The sequence below is a fragment of the Flavobacterium crocinum genome (assembly GCF_003122385.1).
Classification (GTDB): Bacteria; Bacteroidota; Bacteroidia; order Flavobacteriales; family Flavobacteriaceae; genus Flavobacterium; species Flavobacterium crocinum.
In genome coordinates, this window is the sequence record NZ_CP029255.1 from 1,333,742 (window position 1) to 1,346,028 (window position 12,287).

Consider the following 12,287-nt stretch of genomic DNA (forward strand, 5'->3'; position numbering starts at 1 on the left):
ACAAATATGACTGTTCAAAATATTGCTTTAATCACCGGAATAATTCTGCTTATAATTTTTTTTAATTTTTTTATCAGGATTTATAATAAATTGGTTATGCTTAAAAATAATTACGAAAAAGCTTTTAGAAACATTGATGTGATTCTAATGCAAAGGGCTGAAGAGGTTCCGGAACTTGTAAAGGTGGCTTCTAAGTTTATGGAACATGAAACAGAATTATTAACGAATCTAACTAAATTAAGAACCGATTTTTTAAACTCGAAATCAGTAGGAGAGAAAATTGAAAATTCAAATGAGTTTTCAAAAACGATGAAAAACCTATTTGCTGTTTCTGAAAATTATCCAACATTGGCATCAAACAGTAATTTTTTGGAACTACAGAAAAGAGTGTCCCAAATGGAAGATAAAATTGCCGATAGAAGAGAGTTTTTTAATGACAGTATCAATCTGTATAATGTGGGAATTGAAGAGTTTCCTAACTTTATTTTAGCTAAAATGTTGGGGTATAAATCTCAGAGTTTATTTGATGTAACACCAGAACAAAAGAAGTACGATGGAATTCAATTTTAATACCTTTTTTGGATACGAACAACAGATAAACAATCAGCCTGATATCGTTATGATTTATAGTTTCGCAGGTATAGTTTTTGGAATAATGGCATTGCTTTTTTTAGCAATTATTATTAGAAAAATTGGGCTTAATAGTATAAACAGTTTTATAATAAATCCGTTAATGCTGGCATTAGGACTGACATTTATAGTATCGATTTTGCCAACAGTCATTTTTTATGTAGTTACATCAGATATTTCTTTTGTAAAGATTGTTTACAGCTGGATTGTAATTTTTATTGGAATGCTGTTTTTTGTTGGAATTAATCTGGAAACGATTAAAAAATGTTTGAATGAATTCGGAAAAATAACAGAACAGCAAGAGTTCAGAAACCGTAAGAGATAGAGACTAAATGTAAAAAGGCTTCCAGATTTGGAAGCCTTTTTATTCAGGTTATTTACAATTTATTTTTTGATGATCTTTTTGGTAATAGTTCCCTGATCTGTTTTTATTTTAACGATATAATGGCCGGATGTCAAGTGACTCATATCAATTGATTCCGTATTTTTTTCAACGGTTTTTACTAATGATCCAAGAATGTTATAGACTTCCACTTTTTGAACATTATCACTTGTAATATACATTTGATTTACAATTGGATTTGGATAAACGACTAAATTTTCCGGACCTGAATTTTTATCTACCTTTAAAGTACCGCTATAAGCTGTTTTCATATAAAAAAGGTTTGCAGTGTCTTTCTTGGCAATAGTATGATTTCCAGCTGGAAGTGTAACTGTAATTATTCCGGCAGTTGCAGTATAGTTTGTACCATCAATTTTTGCAGTCCCTGCAGCTTCTACTAATACAAGTGTTAAAGTACTTGACTGCGTTGTAGTATACGTAATGCTAGTTGCTGTTTCAAGTTTTAAGCATTGTGTTAAAGTTAGGCCGTTATAGGTTACAGTCCCTTTGTTTGTTGCAAGATTACCACTAATGGTGTAGAATGTACTAGTTGTTCCGGACTCTGTAAAATTATGAATCTGATCTCCCGCTGGAGGCGTTACAGTACCTTCAACAGTAATGGTTCCGGTTGCATTTGCCGGAGATCCGCTTGTTCCGCTTGTTGCAATTGAAAACGAAACATTTGCAGTAGGAGTTCCGGTAATTGTGATCGTTTTTGCTGTGGTGTTTTTTACAAAACTTATTCCGGAAGCAGGTAATCCCGTTACAGTAGCATCAGTCGCATCTCCACCCCAAGTAAAAATCATCGGTTCTATTGCAGTTCCTGCGCTTACAGTTTGGTTATTATCGGTTTCAGTAGTTAAAGTCTGAGGATTTGAGGCAGAAGGTGTTTCGCCTTGTACATTGACTAAACTGGTCTGATAAGCGTATAATGCATCTCTTAAACCAATATTTACGCCATCGGCAGTATCGTCAATTGTATTGTTAAATGTCCATTGAAAATCACCTCCTGATATTCGTCCTGCATATTGCATAACTGTAGTTTTAGCATTTTCCGGAGTTTCCGGAGTATAAGCGTACATTACACTTGTATTTGTGTCAAAGTTATTATATGTTTTAGCTCCTTTTTTTGATTTAATACTGCTGCTGATGGTTTCATTTCTGGTTGCTGCAACATATGCATCAAATTCTACGGGATATGTTGTGGCATCGTATCCAACAAAACGATTTTGTCCACTCATAGTGTTGTTGAAAGCTTTAATTGTACCGCCATCCTCACTTGAAAAAGTTCCTGCACCGTTATAAATATCTGTTCCCTGCATAGAAGTAAGCATTGGATATTTACAGTTCCTAAAAAAGTTGGCTTCTACAAATACGGAAGAACCTAGCGTAGATCCTACACCATATTTAGAATTTCCATCATAATAATTATTATAAACGTGAGCCGAGTAATAACGAATTCTTGGATGACGCGAATCAGAATGGTCATACCAGTTATGGTGATAGGTAATATACAGCCCTTCAGTAGTTCCTTCGCTTAAACCTAATAAATTGCTTTTTCCATTATCCCAAAAGTGGTTGTATGAAAAGGTTACATAAGTCGATTTTTTACAATCTAAAGCTCCGTCACCTTTTATTTGATCTGCATCGCTACCTGGTTTTCCATAAAAGAAATCACAATTGTGAACCCATACATAATCGTTGTCCTGCTGTAATCCAATGTTATCTCCTTCACCGCTGTCGCAGTTCATAATTCCAATATTTCGAATTTCTATGTTCGAAGCATTTTTAACTCTAATTCCCCAGCCGTCTGCAGTAGCATCGTTACCAATTCCTTCCAGGGTGATATAACTTGCGGCATTGTTGTTGTTTTCAATAACAAGATCTCCATTTAGCATATAAGACAAATCAGTAATCTGACCAATCATACGAATGATTAGTGGTCTTGTATCTTTACCTTTTTTAAATCCGTCCAGAATAGTTTGTAAACCTACACATGGATTTGAACTTGCTCCTGTAACATTTAATGATACTGTATTTTTAGTTTTTTGAGTGATATAGATAATTACGGCATTGCTTTTTGGAGTTCCATCTGCATTGTAAGCTCCCGGAACACGTCCTGCATTAAAAGCAAATCCACTTCGGTCATGCGCTTTGACGGTTAACGAAGCAGTTGTTGCCCCAGTTCCTTCTGTACCAGCTGTAACGGGTTTAATGGTAATGGTATAACTTCCTGCCGCAATTCCTGGAATATCGGCACGAAAATAGGAACCGTAATTGCGTATTAGTTCATTGTCAATTTTTTTGTTGGTTTGACCTCCACCTGTATAATAAACATTGTAGCTGTCAGCACCAGAAAGGGGTGTCCATTTTACAAAAGCAGATTCCAGCCAGCCCGAAGATTCAGTAATCGTGATTTGTGCCGATAAGTGAATCGACGCGAATAATAAAATAAGATAGAGTAATTTTTTTTTCATGATCGTGGTTTTTGAGGTTGTTAAGTTGTTGTGGTTTTTTTCGATTCAAATTTTTAGTGGTAATAGTTTAAAATTGTAATCGATTACACGAAAGTAAGTATAATTTTTGAATTCTTATTATTTTTAACATAAATAAATGTATAGTGTAAAAATAATACACTTTGATTATTGAATATGTAATTAATTGCATTTTTGTGTAACTTATTACATATTCAATAAAATATAGGTGTCTAGAAGTATTTTGAGTTAATTCTTACTTTTAATAGCGTTGTTTTTGCTTGAGGATAATTAGAAATAATTAATAGCAATTTGTAGAAGTACGCTGTTATATAGGAAAAAAACTTCTTTTTTAAAAGAAAGAGTTTTTCGTAATTTGTAGAAATTTAAAAATAGGTCAAAAAAAAAGCCTTTCTGATTTTACTCAAAAAGGCTTTTATATTTTTTAAAGAGACTGATCAATCTCTGCTTGCAAATTTAGATAGTAATCTTAAAAATTCAATATACAACCAAACCAATGTAATCATTAGTCCCATTGCGCCATACCATTCCATAAATTTAGGCATTCTTTCTCTGGCACCTTTTTCAATTAAATCGAAGTCTAAAAATAGATTAAGTGCAGCAATAACGATTACAAAAATACTGATACCAATACTCATCATGGAATTTCCATAATGAACAGGAGTATAACTTGTAAACAGTGAGAAAAGCCATGAAATTAAATAATAGGTTGCAATAGCTAGTGTCGCTGCTACAACTACTGATTTAAATTGCTCTGTAACTTTAACAATTCTGAATTTATATAAAGCAAGACAAACTAAGAAAGTAACCAAAGTTGCTCCGACGGCATTAATTACAATACCGGGAAATTTTAATTCAAATATGGCAGAAATACCACCAATAAACAAACCTTCAAATAAAGCATATCCGGGAGCCAGATAAGGAGAAGCCTGAGGTTTAAAAGAAGAAATTAACACAAGGATAAAACCAACAATTGCACCTCCAATAGTTGGCAACATCGGATTCATTCCATTAAATGCCATCCACCAGGTAACCATAGAGGCACCACATAAAATAAGAAACAGGATTGCTGTTTTGTTAATAGTTCCTGACACTGTCATTTCCTGATTGTAGTCAATAATCTGAGCTTGGTGTACTTCAGTTCTTGGTTCAGCATTAGACGAAAAGCGCTTGCTGTTTAAAAATGGATTCTTTGAATTAAAGTTCATAATCTATACATTTAATTGAACTCAAATATATGGAGATTTTTTGAAGTGCAATTGTGTAGAAGAATTTTTTAACATGAATTTCTCTTCTGTATTTGCATAAAAAAAATCCATCAAACTCAATTTGATGGATTTTCTTTTATAAATTGTATGTTTGTCTTATTGCAATAAGTCTAAAACTAATGAAGGGAATAAACCTAAAATGATATTTAATGCAATTGATATTACTGCTGTGGCATAAATAAGGAATGGTCTTCCTGTTCTTTCCTGATTAGGTTCTTTAGAATACATGGCAATAATTAATTTGAAATAATAACCAACACTGATAATAGAGTTGATTACTGCTACAATTACTAAACCAATATATCCAGCCTGAATGGTTTGATTGAATAAAAACAACTTAGCAAAGAAACCAGAGAAAATAGGAATTCCGGCCATAGATAATAAAGAAGCTGTAAGGACAGCAGCCAATAATGGATTTGTTTTTCCTAGTCCGTGGAAATTTGTAATATCCTCGTTATCCTGATCTCTGCATACGTATAAAATAACACTGAAAGCAGCAATTCCTGATAATGCATAAGCAGCTGTGTAATATAATAAAACACCTGCTGAAGCAGAAACAGTTAATAATGTCATTAACATGAAACCTGCATGAGAGATTCCAGAGAATGCAAGCATACGTTTTACGTTTACTTGTCTTAATGCCATAATGTTACCAACAGACATTGAAGCAATCGAAATAATAACCACAATAACTTCGAAAGTATGTAAAAGATCCTGATTTTCTAAAGAAGGAATTACGTTCATGCCAGAAATCAATTTAAATAAAGTTGCAATAGCTACTACTTTTGCCAATGTACTCATTAAAGCAGTTGTTAATGCAGGAGAACCTTCGTAAACGTCCGGAGCCCAGAAGTGGAAAGGAACTGCAGCAACTTTAAACAACATTCCGATAATCATTAAAATCAGTCCAATTGGGAACCAGATTGGCAACTCTGCTGATAAAGCACTTTCGTGAATTTCGCTGATATCAAAACTTCCCATTGCTCCATAAATCAAACATATTCCAAATAAGATAATACCAGATGCGAAAGATCCCATTAAGAAATATTTCATTCCCGCTTCGTTACTTTTGATATTTAAACGATCACTTGCCGCTAAAACATATAAAGCAATAGATAAAATTTCGATTCCTAAAAAGAACATCGCTAAGTTTCCGAAAGAAACCATAGCTACCGCTCCGGCCAATAAGAATACTTTAATGGCAACGTAATCTGAAATTTTTGTTGGATGATTTTGATAAAAATTATGACTTAACGCTACAAGGAAAATAGTCAAAACGATAAACAATGATGAGAAAGCTGTAGAAAATTTAGATACAGCAACCATATTGTTGTAATAACTTTGTGCAGTTCCAAATTCACAGAAGTTAAGCGCCAATACGCCTAATAAACCCAAAATGGTAATAGGAACGATGGCCTTTCTTAAATTTAGAATTTCAAACAATAGGCAGAAAATACCCAATCCTGTTATAGCTATTAATGTATTCATTTTTGTCTTTTTGAGTTAGGATTACAATTTGAAGTGTAATCCTAATTTATTTTTTGTTTAAAATATTAGTTCTTATTGATAACTTGTAAAATAGTTTCCAAGCTTGGTGTAATCAAATCTGTAATTGGTTTTGGATAAAATCCGAAGAACAATAAAACAGCGATAATTGCCACAAATGAGATTCCTTCGTTAAGTGTAACATCAGCAAAAGTTTTAGAGTTTGTTTCTCCTAACATTACATGTTGGAACATTCTCAACATATAGTAAGCTCCTAAAATAATAGTAGTTCCACCAAGGATAGCAAACCAAATATTAACCTGAGATAAACTGTATAATACTGTAAATTCTCCAACAAAGTTAAAAGTACTTGGTAACGCAACAGAAGCCAAAACTAAGATTAAAAACATCGAAGTGAATTTTGGAGATTGTGTACGAATACCACCCAATGCTTCAATTTCTCTGGTTTCAAATCTTCTGTAAATTACTTCAGCGGCAAAGAATAATCCCACTACCACAAAACCGTGAGCAATCATTTGCATAACAGCACCTCTTAAACCATCAAGAGTTAAAGTATAAGAACCTGCAGCGATTAATCCAACGTGAGCAAGAGAAGAATAAGCTAATAATTTTTTAAGATCTTTTTGTCTCAAAGCAACTATTGATCCATAGATAACTCCCGCAATTCCTAAAGCAATAAAAATATTCATATATTCTTTTGCAGCTAAAGGTGCAATTGGCAATTGCCAACGAAGTACACTGTATAATCCCATTTTTAGCATGATACCAGATAAAAGCATTGTTCCAACAGTTGGTGCTTTTTGGTACACATTTGCCTGCCAGGTATGGAAAGGAATAATTGGAATTTTGATAGCATAAGCTAAGAAGAAAGCCAAGAAAATCCATAATTGCTCACAAGCAGATAAGTTTAATTTGTATAAATCTTCAATTAAGAAAGAACCTGCTTTTGTATATAAATAAATAAAAGCAGTTAACATAAATAACGAACCGGCAAGTGTGTAAATAAAGAATTTAACCACTGCTTTTCTGCGTTCTTCAGCATCACCGTTACCCCAGATTAAAGCAATAAAATAAATTGGAATAAGTGCTAACTCCCAGAAAATATAATATAAAAGACCATCAGCAGCTAAGAAAGTTCCTGTCATAGCAAAGGTCATGAACAAGATTAGACCGTAAAAAGCTTTAGCATTTTTGTATTCATTTCCGAAAGAAGAAAATATAATAATCGGAGTTAAAGCTGCAGTTAATAAAACCATTGCAAGCCCAAGTCCGTCAGCATTTAAAGCAAAAGAAATTTTTGGCTGTGTAATCCAGCTGTTGATTACGCTGATATTTTCGCCAGCCGAATAATTATTCAATAATACAATTGAACATCCTAAAGCAACTAAACTAAAAAGTAAAGCAACTTTTGAAGCTAGTTTGTCACCAGAAAAATAAGTGGCAAATGCACCAATTAAAAGTATAATTAATATAGTAGAAACGTTCATAGTAATAATATTATTGAGCTAAAAATATATAGGAAACAATTGCACAAAGTCCTAAAACAAAAACAAATAGATATAATCCTATACTTCCGGTTTGTAATTTTTTTCCTTGAAAAGCAATCTCGTTTGCTATTTTACCTAATCCAAAAACAGCAGTAGATAACCCTGTCTCGATATAATCTCTAAAGAATTTAGATAGACTGTTAACAGGGGCTACAAATACAGCATCGTAAACTTCATCTACATAATATTTGTTGTATAATACTTTGCTTAAGCCAGTGATGTTTTCATCAGCTTCCGGAACATTATCTTGTTTAAAGTATTTAATGTAAGCAATTAAAATTCCTAATAATCCGCCTAGAACTGCAACGCCCATTAAAGTGTATTCAGTTGTGCCTAAATGATGTTCTTCTCCAGCTACTTTTGTGAAAAGAGGAGCAAGGTATTCATTCAACCAGCTGTGTCCAGGTAAACTAATTAATCCGCCAAAAGTCGCCAAAATAGCTAAAATGATAAGCGGAATAGTAATTAAAGAACCGCTTTCATGTAAATGGTGTTTTTGCTCTTCAGTTCCTCTAAATTCTTTGAAGAAAGTCAGGAACATTAAACGGAACATATAGAAAGCCGTCATAATAGAAGCAACCGATCCAACAACATATAATGGAATACTGTGGTGGAATGCAGTCAATAAAATTTCATCTTTAGAAAAGAATCCTGAGAAAAATGGAACTCCTGAAATTGCCAATGAAGAAATCAACATAGTCCAGAAAGTAATTGGCATTGCTTTACGTAAACCACCCATGTTACGCATATCTTGTTCTCCGTGTAATCCGTGAATTACAGATCCAGAACCTAAGAATAAACAAGCTTTAAAGAAAGCGTGAGTGATTACGTGAAAAACAGCAACTTCATAGGCTCCAAATCCTAACGCTAAGAACATTAAACCTAATTGTGAAACTGTAGAGTAAGCCAATACTTTTTTGATGTCAGTTTGAACTAATCCAATTGTAGCAGCGACTAATGAAGTGATTGCTCCAATTATTGCGATTACAGATTGTACATCTGTTGCAAGGTCAAAAACAAAGTTTAATCTTGTTACCATAAAAATACCAGCAGTAACCATCGTTGCAGCGTGGATTAATGCAGAAACTGGAGTTGGTCCAGCCATCGCATCAGGTAACCATGTGTATAACGGAATTTGAGCAGATTTACCACAAGCTCCAATAAATAAACATAAAGCAGCTAAAGAAAGTAATGGTAAATTTAAGTTAGTCGCTCCTGCAATTGCCGTTTTTAAAGTGGCATAATCTAATGTAGAGAACATCGATCCGATGATGAACATTCCAATTAATAAACCTAAATCTCCAATTCTGTTCATGATGAAAGCTTTTTTTGCAGCATCATTGTAATCCTGGTTTTTATGCCAGAATCCAATTAATAGGTAAGAACAAAGTCCAACACCTTCCCATCCAATGAAAAGAACTAATAAGTTGCTTCCAATTACAAGCGTGATCATAAAGAAAACGAACAAATTCAGATAAGAGAAGAATTTGTGCATGTTTTCGTCATCATGCATGTAACTGATAGAGTATAAGTGAATCAAAGATCCAATTCCAGTTACAAAAAGTAACCAAAGAACTGACAATTGATCTAATAAAAATCCAAGATTGATTTTTAAGTTGCTAATTTGAATCCAATCAAATAAAGTAACTTCAATTCCTTTTCCGGTTGAAGTTATTTGATTAAAAAGTAAAAGAGAAACTACAAAAGAAATCGCTACGGCAATAGTTCCGATTGCACCAGAAACTGTTTTTCCTAAGCTTTTTCCAAAAAAGACATTTACCAGAAAACCTAGTAAAGGAGTTAAAACTAAAATTAAAGCTAAATTGGTATCCATTTCTGATTATCCTTTTAAATTTTTTAAATTATCGATACTAATTGATCCGATATTTCTAAAGATAGAAACTAAAATGGCCAATCCTACCGCAACTTCGGCTGCAGCAACCGCCATCGAGAAGAACACAAAAACTTGTCCTTGTGCATCCTGATGATAAGTTGAAAAAGCAACAAATAAAAGGTTCACCGCATTCAACATAATTTCGATAGACATGAAAACGATAATAGCATTTCGTCTGTACAATACACCAAAAATACCAATACAGAAAAGTACAACACTCAAAAAGATGTAGTTTTCAATACCTATTTGATTTAATATATTACCCATTATTTATTTAATTTTTCTTTTTTAGACAATAGAACTGTTCCAATCATAGCTACCAAAAGCAATACCGAAGCAAATTCGAAAGGAACCATATATTCATCCAATAGAATTTTACCTAAAACTTTAATAGATTGGAAATCTTCTCCCGTAGAATCGTATTCACCAACAATTGGTTTTGAGTTAATAAAGATTGTAATCAAAACGATCAATATTAAACAGAAAGAAACAATAGCTCCTAAACGTGTAATTCTAGGACGGTGAACTTCTCGTTGTTCGTTCAGGTTCATCAACATGATCGTAAACAGAAACAGAATCATAATAGCACCGGAGTAGACTATTATATGAACCACTGCTAAAAACTGAGAATTTAATAATAAATAATGACCAGCGATCGAGAAGAAACAAATCACTAAGTAAATAGCCGAGTGAATCGGGTTTCTGCTGAAAATAGTCAGGAAAGCAGTAATAACGGTAATAAACGCTAAAAAGCAAAAGATAACTTGAACAGTTGTTGCGTGTGCAAAATCAGGAATATGTATCATTTAGTTAGCGTTTTTAAGTTGAGCGTTTTTCATAGCCATTTCTAAAGGCATCACTAATTTATCTTTCCCGAAAATGAAATCTTCTCTGTTGTAGTTAGCAGGCACCAAAACTTTAGATTCTGTCAAATAGATAGCATCTTTAGGACAAGCCTCTTCACATAAACCACAGAAAATACAACGAAGCATGTTGATCTCATAGATCTCAGCATATTTCTCTTCTCTGTATAAATGTTTTTCATCTGGTTTTCTTTCCGCCGCTTTCATAGTAATCGCTTCTGCCGGACAAGATAAAGCACATAATCCGCAAGCTGTACAGTTTTCACGGCCTTGCTCATCGCGTTTCAGCATGTGCTGACCACGATAAACCGGGCTCATTTCGCGAACCTGCTCTGGGTAATGAATGGTAACTTTTTTTCTAAAAAGGTGTTTTACTGTAATAATCAGACCTTTTACAATCGCCACAAGATACAATCGCTCAACAAAAGACATGTCCTTATTTGACACCACCTTTTTTCTACCCGATAATGATATAGTTTCTATTGACATTTTTACTATTATAGTTTATGATTTACAATTTGAGATCAATCAAATCTAAAATCTATTTTGTTTTTTATTTGAAGCTAATCCCGCTATCCGCTGTATCTTTTGTGGTGAACCCCACCACAAAAGGATGCCGCTTCTATCGGGGCTAGGCGTTTAGGGTTCTTAGAATCCTAAGTAAGCTGCAATATCGTGTCTTAATATTACAATTCCCGTAATCATGATATTAACGATCGAAAGCGGAATTAAAATTCTCCAGCCTAAGTGCATTAATTGGTCATATCTAAATCTTGGAATTGTCCAACGTACCCACATGTAAAAGAATATGAAGAAACATATTTTTACAAATAATGCCGCAATTCCTAATAAGTTAGCTGCATTAACACCAACATTTTCTACCATCCATTGCATTCCAGGGTAGTTGTATCCACCGAAGAATAAAACAGAAATAATTGTAGAAGAGATAAACATACTTGCATACTCCGCAAATAAATAGAATCCCATTTTCATGGATGAATATTCTGTATGGTAACCTCCAATTAACTCGTTTTCACATTCAGCTAAATCGAAAGGCGTTCTGTTTGTTTCAGCAAAAGAACAGATTAAGAAAATTAAAAAGGATAATGGCTGATAGAAGACATTCCAGTTCATTCCTTGCTGCTGTAATGAGATTTCTTTTAAACTCATTGTTCCGGTCATCATCAATAAAGCAATCATCGATAATCCCATGGCAACTTCATAAGAAACCATTTGAGAAGCAGCACGAATAGCTCCCATTAATGAGAACTTATTGTTAGAAGCCCATCCACCAATCATGATACCGTAAACTCCAACAGAAAGAACTCCAAAAATGTATAATAAAGCAATGTTTACGTCAGTTGCCTGAAGAATAATGTCTCTTCCAAAAAGGTGAAGTCTGTCTCCCCAAGGAATTACGGCACTAGTCATTAAAGCCGTACTCATGGCAATTGCAGGACCCACAACGAATAAAAATTTATTTGGTGTGTTTGGGAAGAATTCTTCTTTAGAGAATAATTTCATACCATCTGCAAGTGGCTGTAATAAACCTCCCCATCCGGCACGGTTTGGTCCAACACGGTCTTGCAGGAAAGCAGCAACTTTACGTTCTGCCCAGGTAGAATACATTGCCATAATCATTGTTACCGCAAAAACGACAACAATAACAACACTTTTTTCTATAATAAATGCACTTTCCATT

The 12,287-nt window shown here is 33.8% G+C and carries 11 protein-coding genes; 2 read left to right on the forward strand and 9 right to left on the reverse strand.

Features of this window, described 5'->3' with window-relative positions; translation table 11 throughout:
• The first annotated feature begins 96 nt into the window (after positions 1-96).
• Together HYN56_RS06205 and HYN56_RS06210 are read left to right on the forward strand one after the other, a co-directional pair.
• Positions 97-570 carry a LemA family protein gene (locus HYN56_RS06205; protein ID WP_240622661.1) on the forward strand — a complete coding sequence of 158 codons (474 nt, stop codon included), beginning with the start codon at positions 97-99 and terminating at the stop codon, positions 568-570.
• The gene (locus tag HYN56_RS06210; protein WP_109191383.1) at positions 554-955 is read left to right on the forward strand and encodes a hypothetical protein; all 402 of its coding nucleotides are present in this window, start codon (positions 554-556) and stop codon (positions 953-955) included. Before HYN56_RS06205 ends, HYN56_RS06210 begins: the two co-directional genes overlap by 17 nt.
• A gap of 59 nt (positions 956-1,014) precedes the next feature.
• Here the strand turns inward: HYN56_RS06210 and HYN56_RS06215 are convergent, their stop codons facing one another.
• From HYN56_RS06215 to nuoH, 9 genes are all read right to left on the reverse strand, one after another.
• Positions 1,015-3,489 carry a pectate lyase family protein gene (locus tag HYN56_RS06215; RefSeq protein WP_109191384.1) on the reverse strand — a complete coding sequence of 825 codons (2,475 nt, stop codon included), beginning with the start codon at positions 3,487-3,489 and terminating at the stop codon, positions 1,015-1,017.
• Between the two features lie 455 nt (positions 3,490-3,944).
• Positions 3,945-4,715, reverse strand: coding sequence for a Bax inhibitor-1/YccA family protein (locus HYN56_RS06220; protein WP_109191385.1), 771 nt, complete (start codon positions 4,713-4,715; stop codon positions 3,945-3,947).
• A 156-nt stretch (positions 4,716-4,871) separates the two neighbouring features.
• A complete protein-coding gene (locus tag HYN56_RS06225; protein WP_109191386.1) occupies positions 4,872-6,263 on the reverse strand; it encodes an NADH-quinone oxidoreductase subunit N in 1,392 nt (463 codons plus the stop codon).
• Positions 6,264-6,328: 65 nt separating this feature from the next.
• Complete coding sequence (locus tag HYN56_RS06230; RefSeq protein WP_109191387.1) at positions 6,329-7,768, reverse strand: complex I subunit 4 family protein; 1,440 nt, start codon at positions 7,766-7,768, stop codon at positions 6,329-6,331.
• A gap of 10 nt (positions 7,769-7,778) precedes the next feature.
• Positions 7,779-9,662, reverse strand: a complete 1,884-nt coding sequence (gene nuoL, locus HYN56_RS06235; protein WP_109191388.1) for an NADH-quinone oxidoreductase subunit L — start codon at positions 9,660-9,662, stop codon at positions 7,779-7,781.
• A 6-nt stretch (positions 9,663-9,668) separates the two neighbouring features.
• The gene (gene nuoK, locus HYN56_RS06240) at positions 9,669-9,989 is read right to left on the reverse strand and encodes an NADH-quinone oxidoreductase subunit NuoK (RefSeq protein ID WP_008466103.1); all 321 of its coding nucleotides are present in this window, start codon (positions 9,987-9,989) and stop codon (positions 9,669-9,671) included.
• Entirely contained in the window at positions 9,989-10,528 is a 540-nt protein-coding gene (locus HYN56_RS06245) for an NADH-quinone oxidoreductase subunit J family protein (RefSeq protein WP_091490517.1), read from the reverse strand. Before HYN56_RS06245 ends, nuoK begins: the two co-directional genes overlap by 1 nt.
• Positions 10,529-11,074: a NuoI/complex I 23 kDa subunit family protein gene (locus HYN56_RS06250; protein WP_109191389.1), complete on the reverse strand. Its 546-nt coding sequence runs from the start codon at positions 11,072-11,074 to the stop codon at positions 10,529-10,531. It lies immediately after the preceding gene.
• A gap of 159 nt (positions 11,075-11,233) precedes the next feature.
• On the reverse strand, positions 11,234-12,286 hold the full coding sequence (gene nuoH / locus HYN56_RS06255) for an NADH-quinone oxidoreductase subunit NuoH (RefSeq protein ID WP_109191390.1): 1,053 nt from the start codon (positions 12,284-12,286) through the stop codon (positions 11,234-11,236).
• Position 12,287 lies beyond the last annotated feature (1 nt).

Bases quoted from the DNA above. Each gene is read 5' to 3' on its own strand.
- HYN56_RS06205 (WP_240622661.1), top strand. From the start codon at position 97: ATGCTTAAAAATAATTACGAAAAAGCTTTTAGAAACATTGATGTGATT.
- HYN56_RS06210 (WP_109191383.1), top strand. From the start codon at position 554: ATGGAATTCAATTTTAATACCTTTTTTGGATACGAACAACAGATAAAC.
- HYN56_RS06215 (WP_109191384.1), bottom strand. From the start codon at position 3,489: ATGAAAAAAAAATTACTCTATCTTATTTTATTATTCGCGTCGATTCAC.
- HYN56_RS06220 (WP_109191385.1), bottom strand. From the start codon at position 4,715: ATGAACTTTAATTCAAAGAATCCATTTTTAAACAGCAAGCGCTTTTCG.
- HYN56_RS06225 (WP_109191386.1), bottom strand. From the start codon at position 6,263: ATGAATACATTAATAGCTATAACAGGATTGGGTATTTTCTGCCTATTG.
- HYN56_RS06230 (WP_109191387.1), bottom strand. From the start codon at position 7,768: ATGAACGTTTCTACTATATTAATTATACTTTTAATTGGTGCATTTGCC.
- nuoL (WP_109191388.1), bottom strand. From the start codon at position 9,662: ATGGATACCAATTTAGCTTTAATTTTAGTTTTAACTCCTTTACTAGGT.
- nuoK (WP_008466103.1), bottom strand. From the start codon at position 9,989: ATGGGTAATATATTAAATCAAATAGGTATTGAAAACTACATCTTTTTG.
- HYN56_RS06245 (WP_091490517.1), bottom strand. From the start codon at position 10,528: ATGATACATATTCCTGATTTTGCACACGCAACAACTGTTCAAGTTATC.
- HYN56_RS06250 (WP_109191389.1), bottom strand. From the start codon at position 11,074: ATGTCAATAGAAACTATATCATTATCGGGTAGAAAAAAGGTGGTGTCA.
- nuoH (WP_109191390.1), bottom strand. From the start codon at position 12,286: ATGGAAAGTGCATTTATTATAGAAAAAAGTGTTGTTATTGTTGTCGTT.